The organism is Arthrobacter sp. zg-Y750 (assembly GCF_020907365.1).
Taxonomy (GTDB): domain Bacteria; phylum Actinomycetota; class Actinomycetes; order Actinomycetales; family Micrococcaceae; genus Arthrobacter_B.
The window spans coordinates 29,439-48,789 of sequence record NZ_JAJJOC010000011.1 but is presented as its reverse complement, the minus strand read 5'-3'; the positions used below and the strand labels follow the sequence as shown (position 1 = coordinate 48,789).

Below are 19,351 nucleotides of genomic sequence, written 5' to 3'. Positions count from 1 at the left end.
CGGGGCACCGTTTGGTCCAGGTGCGGGAATCGTTCCGGACACAGCAATTCCGCCGGGTGTCCCGGTTTTCGCGGGCGCACCGGGTCGCGTGCCTTTCGACTTGAATACCCTTGTCAGCACAAAAATCAGCAGTGCGGCAATCAGTGCTCCGCCGATAACCAACAATCCGCCGTTGTCATTATTGCTCTCGGCCAATACGGACATATTTTCAAAAGACATGCGCCTCCGGCTTTCACTAGGGTATTTATCCGCCGCCATCGTAATGCCTGCAGGAATCCTTTCGCGGATGGGACACAGGCCCCGGCGATGGATTCGGTTGTAGGCTTCCTGCCATGACCGGCCCCTTGCCTCCCGAGAACACCTTTGACCACCGCCGCTCGCACGACGGCGAGCACGTTGGATACATCCATCTGGCCGACGACGGCGGCTTCGTCCCGTTCGACCTGCTGCACCGCCAGTGCGGGGAAGCCATGGAACTGGACGAGGCAGAGAATTTGCTGGATGAGCTGGGCCTGCGGATGTTCACGGAGGACTGGTGGCTCGACGTCGACGGCGGCCGGATGCCCGTCCTCATCCAGGAGGTGCGGCGCGGCTCGGTGCGGGTGGCCCCCACCACGGAAGGAGCCATTGCGAAGTCAGCGGACCTGCGGAGGTCCATTGACCTCCCGCTGCCCACGGACCGGCTGCACACAACGGAGTTTCCCGGTCAGTAGCCCGGCGGGCGCTACATCAGGCTGAAGCCGTGCCGCAGCTCCTCCACGTAAAGGGCAGGCACTTCGAGCATGGGGAAATGCCCGCCGTGTCCGGCCATCCGGTAAGACCGCAGGTCGGTGAAACGGTGTGCCGCCCAGGGGCGCGGTATTTTTTCGATATCGGCAGGGAAAACCGTCACGGCAGAGGGAACGTTGACCGGCCCTGAATCGTCCGGAGGAAAATTCTCCCAATAGAACCTGGCCGAGGACCCCGCCGTTGCCGATAACCAATAAAAGCTGACGGTATCCAGCATCCGGTTCCGGCTGATGGCGGCTGCCGGGTCCCCGCCGTGATCCGTCCAGGCCCAGAATTTGTCGAGCAGCCAGGCCAGCTGTCCCACCGGGGAGTCGGTCAGTGCGTAAGCCAAGGCCTGCGGGCGGGTGGATTGCTGGAGGGAGTAGCCGCTGCCGGTACGGCGGAACTCCTGCAGCTCGGCCACCCACTGCCGTTCCAGCGGACTGAGCCGTCCGTAGCCATCCGGTTCCGGCGGGTCCACCACATAGGGGGTAAAAGTGTGCAGCCCGGCAACCAGGTCCGGATAACGCCGGCCCAGCGAGGCGGTTACCCGGCCGCCCCAGTCTCCCCCGGCAGCCAGGAACCGGAAATAACCCAGGCGGCTCATCAGTTCCACCCAGGCATCTGCTGTCCGGTCTACGTTCCACCCCGAAGACGCTGGCTTGCCGCCGAAACCATAGCCGGGCAGCGACGGCGCCACAACGTGGAACGCCGGCATGGCCGGGTCCGGCGGGTTTGCCAGTACATCCATCACCTCCAGCGGCTCAACCAGTGATCCGGGCCATCCGTGCGTGAGCACCAGCGGACGGGCGTCGGGACGGGACGAGCGTATGTGCAGAAAGTGGATATCCAGTCCTCCGACGACGGCCAGTGACTGCCCGTGAGCGTTGAGCCGGTCCTCCAGTTGCCGCCAGTCGTGGTCCGGCCACGCCGACGCCAGCGCACGGACGTAGTCCAGCGGCGGTCCCTGCGGCCAGCCGGTGTGCCCGACGGACTTACCCGCTGCCTCCGGCTCCGGCCACCGTGTACGCCCCAACCTGTCCCGAAGGTCCGCCAGGGCTTCATCGGGCACATGGAGTTCAAAGGTGCGCACGGCATCGGACATTGCTTGCTCCCTCGGCTGACCGGTCTCCGGAGGCACAGCTTAGTACCAGGGCTGTGTCCGGGGCGGGTTAGCGTGGAAGCATGACCTACGAGTACGACGTCGAGATCCTGCACCTGCTGGTCTCCGGCAGCCACGCCTACTTCGGCCGCGCCAAGGACGGGCCCGCCGACGTCGCCACCTCCGATGCCGGGCAGGTGGAAGTGGTGGCCGGGAAAGGAATCGTTGGAGACCGGTTTTTCGGCAAGGCCGCCCACATGGATGCCGCTGTGACGCTCTTCGCCGCCGAGTCGCTGGAGGCCATCGCTGCGGACCTCGGGGCCGGGCCCTTCGATCCGCTGCTGACACGGCGCAACGTGGTGCTGCGCGGTGCGGAGCTGGTGCCCCTGATCGGCCAGGATTTCACTCTTCAGACCGCCGGCGGCAGCGTGGAGTTCCACGGAGGCCGGCACGCCCACCCCTGCGCCTGGATGGACACCGTCCTGGCACCCGGGGCGCACAAGGCCATGCGCGGCCGCGGGGGCCTGCGCTGCCGGCCCCTGACCAGCGGCGTACTGCAGCGCGGACCCGCCGTGCTGATCAGTCCGGTCCCGCTGGATCCTGCCCGGGCCGGGCACCCCACGCTGCTGCGGCCCGGCCGCCTCCCCTGATCCCTCCGGCATGGGCAGCTCTCCCCAGGGACGCGGCCCGAGGCATCCACTGTCGTCCATACGCAATCGGTGCGGTGCAGGAGCGGGAAACGGCCGTTAAACCAAAGCCGCCGCAACGGACCGTGTAGGTCCGCCGCGGCGGCAGTGCTGGTTCAGCTAAGGAACTAGAAGTCCCAGTCGTCGTCTTCCGTGTTCACGGCCTTGCCGATCACGTAGGAGGAACCGGACCCGGAGAAGAAGTCGTGGTTCTCGTCCGCGTTCGGGGACAGGGCCGAGAGGATTGCCGGGTTCACGTCCGTCAGGGTGGACGGGAACATGGCTTCGTAGCCCAGGTTCATCAGCGCCTTGTTGGCGTTGTAGTGCAGGAACTTCTTGACGTCCTCGGCCAGGCCGACGCCGTCGTACAGGTCGTGCGTGTACTGGACTTCGTTTTCGTACAGCTCAAAGAGCAGCTCGTACGTGTAGTCCTTCAGCTCCTGGCGGCGTTCCTCCGGCAGGGTCTCCAGACCGCGCTGGAACTTGTAGCCGATGTAGTAGCCGTGCACGGCCTCGTCGCGGATGATCAGGCGGATCAGGTCGGCCGTGTTTGTCAGCTTGGCCCGGGAGGACCAGTACATCGGCAGGTAGAAGCCGGAGTAGAACAGGAAGGACTCCAGCAGGGTGGAGGCGATCTTGCGCTTCAGGGGATCATCGCCGCGGTAGTACTGGGTGACAATCTGCGCCTTCCGCTGCAGGTTCTCGTTCTCCGTGGACCAGCGGAACGCCTCGTCAATCTCCTTGGTGGAAGCCAGGGTGGAGAAAATCGAGGAGTAGCTCTTGGCGTGCACGGACTCCATGAACGCAATGTTCGTGTAGACCGCTTCCTCGTGCGGGGTTAGCGCATCGGGGATCAGCGAGACGGCGCCAACGGTGGCCTGCATGGTGTCCAGCAGGGTCAGGCCCGTGAAAACGCGCATGGTCAGCTGCTGCTCTTCGGGTGTGAGCGTGGCCCAGGACTGGACGTCGTTGGACAGCGGCACCTTCTCCGGCAGCCAGAAGTTGTTGACCAGGCGGTTCCAGACTTCTACGTCCTTTTCGTCCTGGATGCGGTTCCAGTTGATCGCCTGCACGTGGTCGATCAGCTTCAGCTTCTCGGTCATGAATTAATCCTTGTCTTCAAAGTTCCGGGGAGGGTGTGCAGCGGGCAGAGCCTTACAGCATGCAGGAAACGCAGCCCTCAACCTCGGTGCCTTCCAGCGCGAGCTGGCGCAGGCGGATGTAGTAGATGGTCTTGATGCCCTTGCGCCAGGCGTAGATCTGCGCCTTGTTGATGTCACGGGTGGTGGCAGTGTCCTTGAAGAACAGCGTCAGGGACAGGCCCTGGTCCACGTGCTGCGTGGCAGCGGCGTAGGTGTCGATGATCTTCTCGTAGCCGATTTCGTACGCATCCTGGTAGTACTCCAGGTTGTCGTTGGTCAGGTACGGAGCCGGGTAGTAGACGCGCCCGAGCTTGCCTTCCTTGCGGATCTCAATCTTCGCGGCCACCGGGTGGATCGAGGAGGTGGAGTTGTTGATGTAGGAGATCGAGCCGGTGGGCGGGACAGCCTGCAGGTTCTGGTTGTAGATGCCGTGCTCCATCACCGACGCCTTCAGCGCCGCCCAGTCGGCCTGGGTGGGGATGTGCACGTTCGCAAACAGTTCACGCACACGCTCGGTCTGCGGCAGCCATTCCTGGTTGACGTATTTGTCGAAGTACTCCCCCGAGGCGTACTTGGAACGCTCGAAGCCGGCGAACTTGCGGCCGGTTTCAATGGCCAGCAGGTTCGACGCCCGCACGGCGTGGTAAACCACCGTGTAGAAGTAGATGTTCGTGAAGTCGATGCCCTCTTCAGAGCCGTAGTGGACCCGCTCACGCGCCAGGTAGCCGTGCAGGTTCATCTGGCCCAGGCCGATGGCGTGCGACTGGTCATTGCCCTTGGCGATGGACGGCACGGAACCGATGTGGCTCATGTCCGATACAGCGGTCAGGGCGCGGATGGACGTTTCGATGGTCCGGCCGAAGTCCGGGGAATCCATGGTCTTGGCAATGTTCAGCGAGCCGAGGTTGCAGGAAATGTCCTTGCCGGTCTCGTCATAGGAGAGGTCATCGTTGTACGTGGTGGGCTGGGAGACCTGGAGGATCTCGGAGCACAGGTTGGACATGATGATCTTGCCGTCGATCGGGTTGGCCCGGTTCACCGTGTCTTCGAACATGATGTACGGGTAGCCGGACTCGAACTGGATCTCGGCGAGGGTCTGGAAGAACTCGCGGGCACGGATCTTGGTCTTCTTGATCCGGGCGTCGTCCACCATCTCGTAGTACTTCTCGGTGACCGAGATGTCGGAGAAGGGCATGCCGTAAACCTTCTCGACGTCGTACGGGGAGAACAGGTACATGTCCTCGTCGCGCTTGGCCAGGTCGAAGGTGATGTCCGGAACCACGACGCCGAGCGAGAGGGTCTTGATGCGGATCTTCTCGTCCGCGTTTTCACGCTTGGTGTCCAGGAACTTGTTGATGTCCGGGTGGTGGGCGTGCAGGTACACGGCGCCGGCGCCCTGGCGGGCACCGAGTTGGTTCGCGTAGGAGAAGCTGTCTTCGAGGAGCTTCATTACGGGGATGACGCCGGAGGACTGGTTCTCGATCTGCTTGATCGGCGCGCCGACCTCGCGGATGTTGGTCAGTGCGAAGGCTACGCCGCCGCCGCGCTTGGAGAGCTGGAGTGCGGAGTTGATGGACCGGCCGATCGACTCCATGTTGTCTTCGATGCGCAGCAGGAAGCAGGAGACCAGCTCGCCGCGCTGGGCCTTGCCGGCGTTGAGGAAGGTGGGGGTGGCCGGCTGGAAGCGGCCCTCGATGATTTCATCCACCATCTGGATGGCCAGCTGCTCGTCACCGCGGGCCAGGTGCAGGGCAACCATGCACACGCGGTCTTCGTAGCGCTCCAGGTACCGCTTGCCGTCGAAGGTCTTCAGCGTGTACGAGGTGTAGAACTTGAAGGCGCCAAGGAAGGTCTCAAAGCGGAACTTCTTCTTGTAGGCCCGCTGGTACAGGTCCTTGATGAAGTTCATGGAGTACTGGTCGAGGGTTTCCCGCTCGTAGTAGTCGTTCTTCACCAGGTATTCGAGCTTCTCTTCCAGGTCATGGAAGAACACCGTGTTGTTGTTAACGTGCTCAAGGAAGTACTGGCGCGCAGCAGCGCGGTCGGCGTCGAACTGGATCTCGCCGTTCTTGCCGTACAGGTTCAGCATGGCGTTGAGCTCGTGATAGCCCAACCCCTTATAAGCCTCCGGGAGCTCCTTGGAGTCCGTCATGCCGGCTTCTGCGACTGATGTGTCCAAAACTTTTCCAATCCTTCGTTAACCTTGGCAACGTCCTCGGACGTGCCCATGAGTTCAAATCGATACAGCACAGGGACCTTGCACTTCACGGCGATGATGTCCGCCGCGAGGCAGTAGGAGTCCCCGAAGTTGGTGTTGCCCGCCCCGATCACGCCCCGGATCAGGGACCGGTTGTCTTCGTTGTTCAAGAACTTGATGACCTGTTTGGGAACCGCCCCCTTTGCCGCGGCCCCGGGCTGGGCTGCGGTTCCTCCGTAAGTGGGGAGCAGCAGCACATAGGGACGGCGGGCCAGCAGGGTGGGCTGGTGGGTGTGGAGCGGGAGCTGGGCCGCAGGGATCCCGAGCTTTTGCACAAAGCGGCGGGTGTACCCGGAAGCCGAAGAGAAATAGATCAGGGACGCATCCGTTTCCGGTTGCCTCTCCCCTGCGGATGCCGATGCCGGATAGCCGGCCTGGTCTGCCATCCCCAGTGTCATGGTTGCTGCGCTCCTGACGGTTCTGCGCGGGTGGTGCGTGGCCGGAAGCGGTGCGCGAAAACCGCACCCCTGTCCTGCCCGGGGGCAGTCCTAGGCGACGGAGGAAACCTGCGCCTGGGCCAGCTCTTCGATCTTGTCGGGCCGGAAGCCGGACCAGGAGTCCTGTTCGGTGACGACAACGGGTGCCTGCATGTAGCCCATGGCACGGACGCGCTCGAGGGCCTCGGGGTCCTGCGACATGTCCACGCTCTGGTACACAATGCCTTTCTTGTCCAAGGCACGGTAAGTGGCGTTGCACTGTACGCAGGCGGGCTTGGTGTAAACCGTAACGGTCATGGCGTGGTCTCCCCTAGTGAAGCGTGAAGTCTGTTTACTGAAGCGTGTTTGCAGGCTCTGCGAAAGCTTGCTGTGAAGCTGTGTTGAAGCTTTGGTGAAGCTCGAAGTCTGTTCCTAGATACTACATCCAGTCACATGCCCAGACACTACATCTAGTGCGCCCCCAGAGGCGGAACCCCTACATGATGTATTACAAGTATGTCATTACAGAGGGTCTCCGTCCACAGTTTTTGCACAGGGAACAGCGCAGTAATTCCGGGGATTTCCGCGCCCGGGAGCCGGTTCTCCACAGCCTGTGCAGAACCTGCCCGGGCGTGTGACGAGACAGGCAAGATTCATGCGTGTCGCGTACCGTGGGCGTGTCGGGCCTAGTACCCCCGGACACTAGATATTGTGGTCGACGCCGCCGGGCTGAGAAGGAGGACGCTGAGATGGTGAATCCGGTCCATTTAAAGACCTTGCTGGAGGTCATCCGCACCGGGTCCTTCGCTGCCGCCGCACTGCGGCTGGGATACACGGCATCTGCGGTATCGCAGCAGATGTCCGCTCTCGAAAAGGACACCGGCGCACTTCTCTTCGAGCGTTCGGCGCGGACCGCCTCCCCCACGGAAGCCGCCGTCGTTATGGCCCGCCATGCGGTGAAGGTGCTGACGGACATGGACGCCCTCATTGCCGCCGCGGCACGGACCGGCAGCACCCGGGGGCACGAACTGCGCTTGGGTATCTTCCCCAGCCTGGCCACGTTCGCCCTGCCCGAGATGATGGCCTCGCCCGAATGGCAGAACCTGGGCATCGACCTGAAACTGTCCGTGGCGGAACCCGCACAGACCATCCAGGGGCTGCGCAGCGGCGGGGACCTCGACGTCGCGCTGGTTTACCAGGTGGGCCAGGGCGGGCTGGCCTGGCCCTCCACCATCAGCCGGCGCTGGCTGGGCGACGACGACTTCCGGGTGGTGCTGCCCGAATCCTGGGGCATCCGCAGCGGTTCGGAGGTCACCGCGGAGCAGCTGGCCGGCATGCCGTGGATCATGCACCACCCGGGCACCCCGGATGCGCTGGTGATCGAGCGGCTCTTTGCCAGCTGCAGCCTGCACCCGCAGGTGGCGGCCTGGTGCGATGACTTCAACGCGAGCCTGGCCATGGCCGCCGCGGGCCTGGGCGCGGCGCTGGTGCCGGAGCTGGCCATGCTGAACCGGCCGGCCGGCACGGTGGTGCTGGACGTTCCCGAAATCCGCCTTGCACGCAGCATCTTCGCGCTGCTGATCCACGAGCAGAACGTCCAGGTCCGGCTTTTCCTGGACCGGCTGGCGGACATACTGGGCCGGCGGAGCATTGTGCCGATGCCCACATCCGGGCCGCAGCAGGCCTGAAAAATCGTCGTCCGGGCCGTGCCCGCGCAATACTGGCGGAATGACCACCGGTGAAAAAATCCTCCCCAAACGGTCATTGACTGCCGTTACCAACCGTGTGACCGGAGTCCTGCGCTACACCCGCTTCCAGCTTGCCTTCAAGGCGACGCTCGCTGTCGGCATTGCCTGGACTATTGCCCCGCACGTCCCAGGGGTAGCTTCGCAGTACCCGTACTACGCGCCCCTCGGCGCCATCATCAGCATGTACCCCACCGTGTCCGGGTCATTCCGCACCGGCATGGAGACGCTGGCGGGTCTGGTGACCGGAATGCTCCTGGCACTCGGAGCCCTATTGATCGGCACACCGAACGTGTGGACCATCTCCGTGATTGTCGGCATCGGCGTACTCCTTGGCGGATTGTCGTTCCTCGGTGCCTCCGGGCGCGAATACGTGCCGATGGCCGCACTGTTTGTCCTGGTCCTGGGCGGTGATGATCCCGACGGGTACTCCTTCGGCTACGGCGTGCAGATGCTGGTGGGGGTGGTGGTTGGACTGGCGGTCAACGCCCTGATTTTCCCGCCGCTGCACCTGAACGGCGCCGTTAACGGGCTGGTGACCCTAAGAAAATCGCTGGCGCGCCAGCTTCGGGACATGGGCCGGGCGCTGGAGGAGACCTGGCCGCCCGAACATGATGACTGGGCGCAGCGGGAAAACGAGCTCGATGCCCTGACCCGGGAGGTCCGTGAGGCCGTGGAGCTCGCCGACAACAGCAGGCACGGGAATATCCGCCGCCGCAAATACCGGCGTGACATCAGCGCTGACTACCGTGCCCTGCGGGCCATGGAACGTGCCACCAGGCATGTGAAGGACATGACCGAAGTGCTCACCGACGCGATCTGGCGCAACCCGGAGCATGTCGCCGTCCCTGCATCCCTGATCGCTCCTTTGGCCGACGCCGTGAATGCGTGCGGCGAGGCGGTGGAGGTCTGGGATCCGCAGAGCGAGGAGCACTCGGCGGCAACGGAGGCTCTGGTGGACCTGGTACGCCTGGTCAACACCACTGCCTCAGCCGATAGCCCCGTGGACTCGACAGCGGCGCTGGCCATGGACCTGCGCCGCATCCTGCGGATCATCACCGCGGAGACGGACGACGCCTGACTTGCCCGAACGGGGCGAGGACAGCACGCAGGATGCGGTGTAAATCCTCGTCGGCGGCTGGACGGTGATAGGTCAGCTCCCACATGCCTACTCCATAGAAGGCCAGGTGCGCAGCGGTTTCCCGATCATCGTCCACTGACACTTCCCCCCGCTCAAGGCCGGCCGCAAAAAGCCGGTGAAAGGCGGCGAGGGTCCTGACCGAGAGCTGCTCGACCGTGCCTGCCAGATCAGCGGATTGCTGGCCGATCGCTGCGAACAGTGCACGTCCTTCCGGCCGGGCAGCGTTTTCGCGCATTGCCTCCATAAGCCGAAACAGATCCTCGTACAGGCTTTCCGTGGGCAGGATGGAGTCATACTTCTCAAGCAGCGGCTCCACGACATAGGCGAGAAGGGCCGCCTTGGACGGCCACCGGCGGTAGAGGGTGGTCCGGTTCACTCCCGCGGCGCGCGCCACGCGTTCCATAGTGAGGTCAGCGAAGCCGGTCTTGGCCAGTTCCTCGAGGGTCGCAGCCCGAACACTCTCGATCACGTGCACGCTTCGCGGACCGGTTTGTGTGCCTGCCGTCCGCCGTGCTGGCCTCTGCATCCACCCACCGTACCAGCGCCTGCCTGCCGTGCGGGACCGGCAAATAAATGGCAACAAAGGGTTGCCATTTAGCGGTGATCCCGGTAGCTTGGCGGTAAATCCGCACCAATCTGGAGGCCCGCGTTGGCATACCCGTTCACTGACGTTTCGAATAATCCCTTGTCCGAGCTGGTCTCACTCCGCGGACGACGAGCCGTCGTGACTGGTGCGGCCCAGGGCCTGGGAAAGGCCATTTCAGCACGCCTCGCAGAAGCGGGTGCCGACTTGCTGATGATCGACCTCAATGAAGAGGCCGCAGCGGACGCTGCTGCAGAACTGGCGCACCGGTACGGGGTGACCGCAGTGGGGGTACGTGCAGACGTCACCGAGGCGGATTCCGTCGCGGCCGCTGCTGACCGTGCCGTTGATGAGCTCGGCGGACTGGACATATGGGTCAACAACGCCGGTATTTTCCCGAACGTACCCGTACTGGAGATGCCTGACGCGATGTGGGACCAGGTCTTCGCAGTCAACGCGCGCGGTGTCCTGTTTGGTGCCCGCGAAGCGGCGAAACGGATGTCTGCCGGCGGCGCCATCGTCAATGTCATCTCGACAGCCGGTTTCCAGGTTGCCTTCCCGGGAATGGCTGCGTACGTAAGCTCGAAGCATGCCGCAGTGGGCCTTACCAAATCGCTTGCAGTGGACCTGGCACCCCTGGGAATCCGCGTACTCGGTGTGGCACCGAGCTACGTCCCCACCGAGGGGAACATAGCCGCGGCCAACGCGGCCCTCGACGCCGCAGCGGCGGCAGGTATTGAAATGCCTGCCCTCGACGTGATGCAGCAAAGCCTGATCGGACGGCCTGGCACTCCCGACGACATTGCACGGGTGGTGCTCTTCGCGGCCAGTGACATGGCCATGATTATGACCGGAAGCACCCTCCTGGCCGATGCCGGCGAGACCCTCTAGCTAGCCGGCGTCGGGCAGCAGGCCCAGTTCGGCTAGCTGGCGGGACATCCCGGCGCCGTCCGGAGCATAGATCCACGGCACCTCCACCGGGGTTTCCCCCGGCTTGCCGGTCCGGCCGCCGGCCAGCACCGCTTCGCCTGCCGAGAGCTGGCGGATCGCGATGGCCCGGACGTTCTCCGGGTGGCGCTGGGCGAAGTCTGCGTAGATCTCTTCGTCGTGCTGGCCGTTATCGCCGATCAGCAGCCACTTGATGTCCGGGAATTCCTGCGCCAGCCGCTCCAGCTGGGTGCGTTTGTGCGCCTGCCCGCTGCGGAACCAGCGGTCAGTGGTGGGGCCCCAGTCGGTGAGCAGCAGCGGACCGGCCGGATACAGATTGCGGGTGATGAACCGCGTCAGGGTGGCGGCCACGTTCCAGGCGCCGGTGGAGAGATAAAGCACCGGGCCCACGGGGTTTTCCCTGGCCAGCCGGTCCATCATCACGGCCATGCCGGGTGTGGGCGTGCGGGCATGCTCGTCGAGGACAAAGGTGTTCCATGCTGCCAGCATTGGACGGGGCAGGGCAGTGACCATGATGGTGTCGTCGATGTCGGAGACCACGCCCAGCTCAGCGGCAGGGTCCACCACGTAGATCGGTGCCGTGGTTTCTTCGCCGTCTTCGGAACGAAGCAGGACGGTGGTCCAGCCGGGCGCCAGATCCGCCGGAAGGATGGCATCCACCACTCCCCCGCGGTCTGCGGTGACCACGTGCTTCTGGCCGCCCACAATGACGGTGACAGTCGCCTTGTTGACGGGCGGGCTCATGAAGTTCCGCCAGCCGCGGATGCCGTCGGCGATCGCCTTTGACGCCATCGACTTTTCAGCACCGTCAAAGTAACCGGGCTTGGCCAGGATGACCCGGCCCAGGACCCGTACCCATTCGGTGGAGCCGTAGCCGGTGAACGGCAGGACGGTCTGCACGTCGCCCCGTTTGCGGGCGCGTTCATCGCGCCAGGCGTGGATGGAATCCTCCATGCGCATGCCGAGGTGTGCCACCTGCGTTGTGTCCGCCGGACGGGCTGCGGGGTTTTTTGTCATGTTCCCAGTCTGTCAGAAGCTTTGAACGCGGCTCTTCGCTGCGGCCCGGCTAGATGCGGTACTTGGACCGCATCGGGCAATCGAACGGGTCCCGGGCGGACAGGCCCACTTCGTTGAGGTATCGAACCACTATGGCGTAGGACTGCACCAGGGTGGTCTCGGTGTAGGGAATGGAATGCTTGGCGCAGTGTTCCTTCACCAGTTGGCTGGCCCGGGCCAGGTGCGGCCGGGGCATGCTCGGGAACAGGTGGTGTTCCACCTGGTAGTTCAGTCCGCCCATCAGGGTGTTCATCCCGCGGCCCACGATATTGCGGGAGGTCAGTACCTGACGGCCCAGGAAGTCCACTTTGGAGTCCCTCGGGAGGATCGGCATGCCCTTGTGGTTCGGGGCAAAGGATGCGCCCATGTAGACGCCGAACACCGCAAGCTGTACGCCGATAAAGGCGAAGGCCATTCCCACCGGCAGGAAGAAGAACACGGCACCCACATACAGGCCCAGGCGAGTGAACACCATCACCAGTTCGGAGATGCGGCCCTTGACCTCCTTGTTTGCAAAGAGGTGCTTGATGGAGGTCGCGTGCAGATTGATGCCCTCGAGCATCAGCAGGGGGAAGAACAGCCAGCCCTGGCGGCGGGCGAACCACGCCATGAACCCCTTTTGGCGCGCCGCCTGTTCCGGCAGGAAGGAGATGGTGTCCATATCAATGTCCGGATCCTTGCCCACCGTGTTGGGGTTGGCGTGGTGCCGGCTGTGCTTGTTCATCCACCACTGGTAGCTGATGCCGACGACGGCGTTCGCTACGAACTTTCCGGCACGGTCATTCGCGGGTCCTGATTCGAAGACCTGGCGGTGCGAGGCCTCGTGCGCAATGAAGGCCAGCTGGGTCAGGAGGATGCCCAGCGCGGCCGCGATAAGCAGCTGGAACCAGCTTTCCCCGATGAAGAAGGAGCCTGTCGCAGCAGCCACCAGGCCGGCGCACAGGAAAATGAAGGTGCTGATGTAGAAGGACCGCCGGCGTTTCAGCAGCCCCTCGTCACGGACCGCTTTGAGGAGTCCGGAGTAGGTGCTGGTGATGTTGCGGCGGGGCTTCTTTTCCCCCGGGGTCCCAGCCGGAACTGCGGCGGAGGATGCGGTGGAGGGTGCGGTTGTGCTCATGCGGCCTTCTGGTGGTCTCTACGACTTCCCAGCCGCCCTAACGAGCGGATTCGCTCTACAGATGTGACTAGCCTAACCCGGAAGGCTGGTGTTTGTCTGTGACCGTACCGTTACCGTGGCCGCGGTTGACTGTCGTTCGCCTGCGCGCCTAGGGTCTCCGGCTGCGGAATCCCGCCTATGGTGTTGCCAAACAAAGGAGCACACCATGGCGGAGCACGTCGACGGCGGGCCTCGGGACGCCGGACTGCGGCTGGTCCCGCATGCCGGCCCGGACGGGACGACGGCGTACGGCACCGCCCTTCCGCAGCCATGGCTGGACACCGGGGAGTATTGGCCAGGCCTTTCCGGTGCGACGGCGGCCCTGCCGGCACCCGTGGCGGTTCTGGGCCTGGAGGCGCTGCGCTGGAATGCGGCGGACCTGCTGCGGCGGGCCGCCGGGATACCGCTGCGGGTCGCCAGCAAGTCGCTGCGGGTCCGCTCAGTCATGGAGGAGCTGCTGCAGCATCCGGGTTTCCGCGGGGTTTTCGCCTACACCCTGGCAGAAGCCTTATGGCTGGCCGAGCGCTGTGATGATGTATTGGTGGGCTATCCGAGCACCGACCGCCCCGCGCTGGAACGCCTGCTGGCGGACGAACTCCTTGCTTCCCGGGTCACGCTAATGGTTGACGACGAGGCCCAGCTTGACCTGGTGGACGCCGTGCTCCCGTCCTCCCGGCGTCCCGAACTGCGGATCTGCTTGGATGCGGACGCCTCATGGCGTGCACCGGTCCTGGGCTTCATCGGCACCCGCCGCTCTCCCCTGCACCGCCCTGCCGACGCAGTGCGGATGGGTGCCCGTATTGCCGACCGCCCCGGATTCCGGCTGGTGGGGCTGATGATGTACGAAGCCCAAATAGCCGGGATCGGAGACACGGTTCCGGGTGCCGGGCCCATGAATGCCATGATGCGCCGGATCCAGCCCCGGTCCATGACCGAGCTCCGCGAACGCCGCGGCCGGATTACGGCCGGGCTGCACGGCGTCGCGGATCTTGAATTCGTCAACGGCGGCGGCACCGGTTCGCTCGAGGCTACCCGTGCCGACCCTGTGGTCACCGAGATGACCGCCGGATCCGGCCTGTTCGCCGGCCGTCTCTTTGACGGTTACCGCGCCTTCACTCCCGCTCCCGCGGCGGCCTATGCGTTCGACGTCGTACGGCGCCCCGCACCGCAGATCGCCACGGTCCTCGGCGGGGGCTGGATTGCCTCCGGTCCGCCGGGGCCGGGCCGCAGTCCGCAGCCGGTGTGGCCGCAGGGCCTGCGCCTGCTGCCCCGCGAAGGCGCCGGAGAAGTCCAGACTCCCCTGCGCGGAGCCGGCGCTGCTGCCCTGCGCGCCGGGGACCGCGTCTGGTTCCGGCACGCAAAAAGCGGCGAACCCGCCGAACACGTCACGAGATACCACGTGGTGGAAGCCGGGCGCATCGTCGCCGAATTGCCTACTTACCGCGGCGAGGGAAAGGCGTTCCTGTGAGCATCTCCGGAGGAAAGACTGCCCGCCCGTGGCGGAACTGGGGCCGCAGCGTATCGGCCGTTCCCCTGCGGATGGAGCAGCCGGACAGCGCCGCCGCCCTGCAGCGGTCGGTCGCCGCGGCCGCAGCCGCGGGCAGCCGGGTCAAGGCAGTGGGGGCAGGGCACAGCTTTACCGCTATTGCCGCCACGGATGGAGTCCTGCTGGACCTGAAGCGCCTGCAGGGACTGATCGGGGTGGAGCCGGGAACTGGGCGCGTGCGGCTGCACGCGGGCACCAGGCTGCACCGGATACCGGACCTGCTGGCGCCCTATGGGCTGGCCATGCCGAACCTGGGCGACATTGACCGGCAGTCCATTGCCGGTGCGGTGTCCACGGGTACGCACGGGACCGGGGCCGGTTTCGGCGGTCTCAGCACCCAAGTGACGGGGCTGACGCTGATCCAGCCCGACGGCGGCGTGCTCACCCTTGCCGACGGCGATCCCCTGCTGCCCGCCGCTGCCCTCGGGCTGGGGGCACTTGGCGTCATCGCCGACATCACCCTGCAGTGCGTGCCCGCGTTTGTCCTGCATGCCGAGGAACGCTCCGAGCCGCTGGCCGACGTACTTCAGGGGCTGCCGGACCGGGTGAAGGCGGCGGACCATTTCGAGTTCTACTGGTTTCCCCACACGGACCGAGCGGCTACGAAAACCAACACCCGGCTGCCGGGCACCGCGCAGCGCAGGCCGCTGGGCCCCGCCGGCCGCTGGATCAACGAAACGCTGCTTTCCAACACCGTTTTCCGTGCCGCCTGTGCTGCCGGTGTGGCGGTGCCGGCAGTGATACCCGCCGTGAATAAAACCGCTGCACGGCTCCTTGGCGGGCGTGAGTACTCCGATGCCTCGCCCCGGGTCTTTACCCAGCGGCGCACCGTCCGGTTCCGGGAAATGGAGTACGCGGTGCCCGCAGACCGGCTGCCTGCGGTATTCGATGCCCTGCGGCAGGTAATTGACCGGCACCGGTGGCGGATTTCCTTTCCAGTGGAGGTGCGCTGGGCGGCAGCGGATGACCGCTGGTTGTCCACGGCTTACGGCCGGGACACCGCCTACCTGGCAGTGCACCGCTATTACCGTGAGGACTGCCGGGAGTATTTCGCGGCAGTGGAGGCAGTGATGCTCGCCCACGGGGGCCGTCCGCACTGGGGCAAGATGCATTCTCTGGACGCATCTGCCCTGGCGGAGCGGTATCCGCGTTTTGCTGATTTCCTTGCCGTCCGGGACCAGTTGGACCCGGACCGGGTCTTCGGGAACGCTTATCTGGAGCGGGTGCTGGGTCCGTAAGAGAACGCACCGGCCTGCCGGAAAAGACGGCGCACACCCCGTAGCATGGGCCCCAGACGACCCGAAGGAGTGCCGTGCCCACCGCGCCGGAACATCAGAAGACAGCCCTGTCCCCCTCCCGGTGGTGGGGGTTTGTACCGTTTGCCGTGCTCTCGGCGATCCATGTCGGAGCCCGCGCCGCGGGTGCCGACGATCTCGCCGGCCCCACCAAGCTGGCCCTGATGCCGCTGCTCGCGGTCGCCGCAGTATGGGCTTTGCGCAGTGCCGGCACCTCCGAGCAGCAGCAGACCGGCGAGCCATCCGCCGAAACTGCGCGCCCCGCCGAAACTGCGCTCCTCGCCGAAGCTGCGCGCCCCGCCCTGTTGCCCGCAGCCTTGCTGTTCGGGGCGCTGCTGTTTTCCTGGCTGGGCGACGGCGCCGCCACCTTCGTCCCGTTTGCACCTGAGCTGCCGGTCATGCTGGGCTCCTTTGGCATTGCTCACCTTTGCTACATCTGGCTCATGGCCCGGTACGCGTCCGGCCGCCGGTTTCCGCGCTGGGCGCTGGTGTATCCGCTGTGGTGGGTGCTGATGCTGGTGGTGCTGTGGCCGGTCCTCGGTTCGCTGTCCCTCGCAGTGGCCGCTTACGGGATTGTCCTGGCCGGAACCGCAGCGACGGCGTCGCGCTGCGGGCCGGTGGTGGCCGCCGGCGGCGTGCTGTTCCTGGCATCGGACACCATCTTGTCCTTCCGGATTTTCATGCCCGATGCCATGCCCGGCTGGACCAGTGCCATGGTGATGCTGACCTACTGCGCGGGGCAGGGACTCATTGTTGCCGGGGTCCTGCACCGCCTGCGCCCAGCCGGCCGTGCGGCTACGCTGCCGGGCGGATCAGCGGCGGACTTAAGTACTCGTCCTTGACGGTGAACACCGTAGCGGGGGCGCCCTTTCCGCGGGTGACTTTTCGGCCGGTGTCCTGCAGCGCGCCGGTCATTTTCCGGGTGAAGTTCCCGGCGTCGAGCTTATTCGTGTTCCATACCGCCTGATATGCGCGGCGGAGCTGGTTGAGCGTGAATTCCTCCGGCAGGAGCCTGGCGGCAGTGAGCGTGTATTCGATCTTGCCCGCCAGGCGGTCCAGCGCGGCGGTAAGGATCTCCCGGTGGTCAAAGGCCAGGCATTCCCGGGCCAGGACGTCGTATACGGGCAGCCATTGCGCCGATGCGGCGTCGCTCCCGGTCGCCAGGTCCGGCAGTGCCCGGCCGTCGGTTGCCAGCAGCGCCAGATGGGCAACGGACACCACCCGCATCCGGGGATCACGCGCCGGTGCGCTGAAGGTAGCCAGCTGCTCAACGTGGGCGCGGTGCGCCCCCAGCTCCAGCCCGGTTTCCTCCTGAAGCTCCCGCCAGGCAGCGGTAAGGGCGTCCTCGTCCGGTGAAACAAATCCGCCGGGCAAGGCCAGGGAGCCCTTGAAGGGATGTGCGCCGCGGCGCACGAAGGCGGCATTCAAGGTACCCCCGGTGACGGCGAAGACCACCAGGTCCACGGCCAGGGCAACGGAGGGATACTCCCGGGGGGTGTAGTCCTTGAGGAACCGTTCTTCTTCAGTGTCCATCAGCGTCCTGCCAGTACGGTGCGGGTGGCCCAGGGCGGGGAGGTGAAGTGGTTCCGCCGGGCGATGATCAAGTCAATGATCTCAGTTGCCGTGGCCAGGCGCTCTTCCCGGGTGCCGGAAACGAGGATCCAGGACGCGCCTGCCGCGGTGAGTTCCTCCTTGAACCATTCGGTCATCTCGGCCCGCGGATGCTCCGCCTCGCGCCAGCCGTCGTCCTCGAACGGCACTCCCTCGTGGTCGGTGATGAGGTAGAGGTCACGGCGTGGAATACGCTCAACGGCAAGGTAGGAGCCGTAGCTCTGTTCGCCGATGTAGACCCGTTCGAAGAGCGCGGTAGTGATCACATCCGTGTCGGCTATAACCAGCGGACACCGGTCGGCTGCATCGTTTTCCATTTGGTTCTGCCGCTCGCCGATGTGTGCGAAGTCCGCGGCGGTCCATACCATGTCGGTGAGGACGGCGTCGGGGTCCGCCGCCTGCGCCGCTGCGAACTTGTCGTACGTGAACTGGCGGCCGTATTCCGGCACGTCGGCCAGATCCGGGTAGCTCTTCCGATAGTGCCCGGTCAGGGCCGCGGCAAGGGTGGTGGTCCCGGTGGACTCGGCGCCAACCACGATGATCCGCACGGCCAGGTCCTGCCGGGCAGGCCCGATGACGTCGGCCCAGGCAGCGCGGAGGTCATCACGGCAGAGGGTTCCGCTGACCGGATGGTCCATCCGCTCCCGGTCCACCATCACGTGGGCCGCACCGAAGTCCCCTGCCAGTTGCCGGCCGTAATCCTCGGAACTGAACACGGCGTCTACGGCCGTGATGCCCTTCATCTTGAGGGCCAGGCGCAGCACCTCGTTGTGCGCCTTCCAGATGGCCCGGGAGCCGTAGTCCACGGGGCAGTCATCGGGCATGCCGATGACCGTGACGTTTGAACCCTCGAACTCCGCCGCCAGCCACTTCACCCGGTTCTCCATGCTGATGCTTTCGAACCGGCTGGCCAGGACAACGACGGCGAGACCGGTGCATTGCCCGGCGGCGGCGGCTATGAGGTGACGGTGGCCTGCATGCGGCGGATAGAACTTGCCGATGACTACTCCCTGCCCGAAGCGGTTCATGCCGCGACCTTCCCCATGCCGGTGCTCGTCTCCGCTGCCTTGCGGGTACGCGTCCAGCCCGCGAGACCGTAGACGCAGAGGGCGGTAAAGCCGATGTAGAGGATGGCGGTGAGGTTAAGTCCGCGGGAGAAGTAGAGCGGGATGCTGACCAGGTCGATCACAATCCACACGTACCAGTGCTGGAAGATCTTCTTGGCCTGCCAGAAGGTAGCCAGCAGCGAAGCTGCCAGGACGAAGGCGTCCGGCCAGGGAACCTGGGAATCAGTGCCGTGCAGGAGGATCTGGGCAATGCCCACGGTAGCCAGCACCACGGCGCCGAGGCCGCCGGCAATCTCAGCCCTGCGGCCGTCACGGATGGGTAGGTCACCCTTTCCGTCCGTGCTTTTGGCGCCCCGCACCCAGTTGTACCAGCCGTAGACCGATACAGCGGCGAACACAGCCTGCAGCAGTGTCTCCCCGTACAGTCCGGCGCCGAAGAACAGCACAATGAACGCCACGTTGTTCACGATGCCGACCGGCCAGTTCCAGGACTTTTGCCGGGCAACGCCGTAGACGCAGGCTGCACCGGTAACGAACCCGATGACTTCGATCCAGCTGACCGGTGCTCCAAGCAGCGTTGCTGCCGGGGAGTTCATCCAATCCAGTACTGCGTTCATGTCGTCCTCCATATTTATTGTCACTCTGACAATAAACACCCTAGGGCAGCAGAGCTGATCGGGGAAGGGCCATGTCCGGGGGAATATGTGATCTGCATCACCGGCACTGCCAAAACCTATGGAGTCGGACCGGCGGCATAGAATCGCGGACACAAAAAAGCCCCGCCGGCCGGCGAGGCTAATTTCCTGGAAATGTCTGTTGACGCTTATTTGGT

Annotated in this window: 19 protein-coding genes; 8 read left to right on the top strand and 11 right to left on the bottom strand. The window is 64.9% G+C overall.

Annotation, left to right across the window (positions count from 1 at the left end):
• Positions 1-332 precede the first annotated feature (332 nt).
• Complete coding sequence (locus tag LOC57_RS07165) at positions 333-713, top strand: serine/threonine protein phosphatase (protein ID WP_229958892.1); 381 nt, start codon at positions 333-335, stop codon at positions 711-713.
• An 11-nt stretch (positions 714-724) separates the two neighbouring features.
• On the opposite strand, the gene LOC57_RS07160 is transcribed toward LOC57_RS07165, so the two are convergent.
• Positions 725-1,873 carry an epoxide hydrolase family protein gene (locus LOC57_RS07160; protein WP_229958890.1) on the bottom strand — a complete coding sequence of 383 codons (1,149 nt, stop codon included), beginning with the start codon at positions 1,871-1,873 and terminating at the stop codon, positions 725-727.
• An 80-nt stretch (positions 1,874-1,953) separates the two neighbouring features.
• Between LOC57_RS07160 and LOC57_RS07155 the strand changes: the two genes are divergently transcribed.
• Positions 1,954-2,520: an MOSC domain-containing protein gene (locus LOC57_RS07155; RefSeq protein ID WP_229958888.1), complete on the top strand. Its 567-nt coding sequence runs from the start codon at positions 1,954-1,956 to the stop codon at positions 2,518-2,520.
• 164 nt (positions 2,521-2,684) lie between these two features.
• On the opposite strand, the gene nrdF is transcribed toward LOC57_RS07155, so the two are convergent.
• The 4 genes from nrdF to nrdH all read right to left on the bottom strand — a co-directional run bounded on the left by nrdF (position 2,685) and on the right by nrdH (position 6,689).
• Complete coding sequence (gene nrdF, locus LOC57_RS07150; RefSeq protein WP_227911600.1) at positions 2,685-3,659, bottom strand: class 1b ribonucleoside-diphosphate reductase subunit beta; 975 nt, start codon at positions 3,657-3,659, stop codon at positions 2,685-2,687.
• Between the two features lie 52 nt (positions 3,660-3,711).
• Entirely contained in the window at positions 3,712-5,850 is a 2,139-nt protein-coding gene (gene nrdE / locus LOC57_RS07145) for a class 1b ribonucleoside-diphosphate reductase subunit alpha (protein WP_227911635.1), read from the bottom strand.
• Entirely contained in the window at positions 5,847-6,341 is a 495-nt protein-coding gene (gene nrdI, locus LOC57_RS07140; protein ID WP_229958951.1) for a class Ib ribonucleoside-diphosphate reductase assembly flavoprotein NrdI, read from the bottom strand. Before nrdI ends, nrdE begins: the two co-directional genes overlap by 4 nt.
• Positions 6,342-6,443: 102 nt before the next feature.
• Positions 6,444-6,689: a glutaredoxin-like protein NrdH gene (nrdH, locus tag LOC57_RS07135; protein WP_146361766.1), complete on the bottom strand. Its 246-nt coding sequence runs from the start codon at positions 6,687-6,689 to the stop codon at positions 6,444-6,446.
• A 431-nt stretch (positions 6,690-7,120) separates the two neighbouring features.
• Here nrdH and LOC57_RS07130 point away from each other — a divergent pair, with 431 nt between their 5' ends.
• Both LOC57_RS07130 and LOC57_RS07125 read left to right on the top strand, forming a co-directional pair.
• Positions 7,121-8,059 carry a LysR family transcriptional regulator gene (locus LOC57_RS07130; protein WP_229958887.1) on the top strand — a complete coding sequence of 313 codons (939 nt, stop codon included), beginning with the start codon at positions 7,121-7,123 and terminating at the stop codon, positions 8,057-8,059.
• 40 nt (positions 8,060-8,099) lie between these two features.
• A complete protein-coding gene (locus LOC57_RS07125) occupies positions 8,100-9,197 on the top strand; it encodes an FUSC family protein (protein ID WP_227911602.1) in 1,098 nt (365 codons plus the stop codon).
• Here the strand turns inward: LOC57_RS07125 and LOC57_RS07120 are convergent.
• On the bottom strand, positions 9,172-9,726 hold the full coding sequence (locus LOC57_RS07120; RefSeq protein ID WP_227911603.1) for a TetR/AcrR family transcriptional regulator: 555 nt from the start codon (positions 9,724-9,726) through the stop codon (positions 9,172-9,174). The genes LOC57_RS07125 and LOC57_RS07120 overlap by 26 nt on opposite strands.
• A gap of 216 nt (positions 9,727-9,942) precedes the next feature.
• Here LOC57_RS07120 and LOC57_RS07115 point away from each other — a divergent pair, with 216 nt between their 5' ends.
• Positions 9,943-10,731: an SDR family NAD(P)-dependent oxidoreductase gene (locus LOC57_RS07115; protein ID WP_229958884.1), complete on the top strand. Its 789-nt coding sequence runs from the start codon at positions 9,943-9,945 to the stop codon at positions 10,729-10,731.
• On the opposite strand, the gene LOC57_RS07110 is transcribed toward LOC57_RS07115, so the two are convergent.
• Both LOC57_RS07110 and LOC57_RS07105 read right to left on the bottom strand, forming a co-directional pair.
• Complete coding sequence (locus LOC57_RS07110) at positions 10,732-11,805, bottom strand: App1 family protein (RefSeq protein WP_227911605.1); 1,074 nt, start codon at positions 11,803-11,805, stop codon at positions 10,732-10,734. It lies immediately after the preceding gene.
• Positions 11,806-11,854: 49 nt separating this feature from the next.
• Positions 11,855-12,961, bottom strand: a complete 1,107-nt coding sequence (locus tag LOC57_RS07105; RefSeq protein ID WP_229958882.1) for a fatty acid desaturase family protein — start codon at positions 12,959-12,961, stop codon at positions 11,855-11,857.
• 205 nt (positions 12,962-13,166) lie between these two features.
• Here LOC57_RS07105 and LOC57_RS07100 point away from each other — a divergent pair, with 205 nt between their 5' ends.
• The 3 genes from LOC57_RS07100 to LOC57_RS07090 all read left to right on the top strand — a co-directional run bounded on the left by LOC57_RS07100 (position 13,167) and on the right by LOC57_RS07090 (position 16,683).
• The gene (locus LOC57_RS07100) at positions 13,167-14,468 is read left to right on the top strand and encodes an alanine racemase (protein ID WP_229958880.1); all 1,302 of its coding nucleotides are present in this window, start codon (positions 13,167-13,169) and stop codon (positions 14,466-14,468) included.
• Positions 14,465-15,784, top strand: a complete 1,320-nt coding sequence (locus LOC57_RS07095; RefSeq protein ID WP_442860710.1) for a D-arabinono-1,4-lactone oxidase — start codon at positions 14,465-14,467, stop codon at positions 15,782-15,784. The genes LOC57_RS07100 and LOC57_RS07095 overlap by 4 nt, the downstream gene beginning before the upstream one ends.
• Positions 15,785-15,858: 74 nt before the next feature.
• Positions 15,859-16,683, top strand: coding sequence for a lysoplasmalogenase (locus tag LOC57_RS07090; protein ID WP_227911609.1), 825 nt, complete (start codon positions 15,859-15,861; stop codon positions 16,681-16,683).
• On the opposite strand, the gene LOC57_RS07085 is transcribed toward LOC57_RS07090, so the two are convergent.
• From LOC57_RS07085 to pnuC, 3 genes are read right to left on the bottom strand one after another with little or no spacing between them, the layout of a single operon-like run.
• Positions 16,637-17,374, bottom strand: coding sequence for an NUDIX hydrolase (locus LOC57_RS07085; protein ID WP_227911610.1), 738 nt, complete (start codon positions 17,372-17,374; stop codon positions 16,637-16,639). The genes LOC57_RS07090 and LOC57_RS07085 overlap by 47 nt on opposite strands.
• Entirely contained in the window at positions 17,374-18,480 is a 1,107-nt protein-coding gene (locus LOC57_RS07080) for an AAA family ATPase (protein WP_227911611.1), read from the bottom strand. The genes LOC57_RS07085 and LOC57_RS07080 overlap by 1 nt, the downstream gene beginning before the upstream one ends.
• On the bottom strand, positions 18,477-19,136 hold the full coding sequence (pnuC, locus tag LOC57_RS07075; RefSeq protein ID WP_227911612.1) for a nicotinamide riboside transporter PnuC: 660 nt from the start codon (positions 19,134-19,136) through the stop codon (positions 18,477-18,479). Before pnuC ends, LOC57_RS07080 begins: the two co-directional genes overlap by 4 nt.
• Positions 19,137-19,351 lie beyond the last annotated feature (215 nt).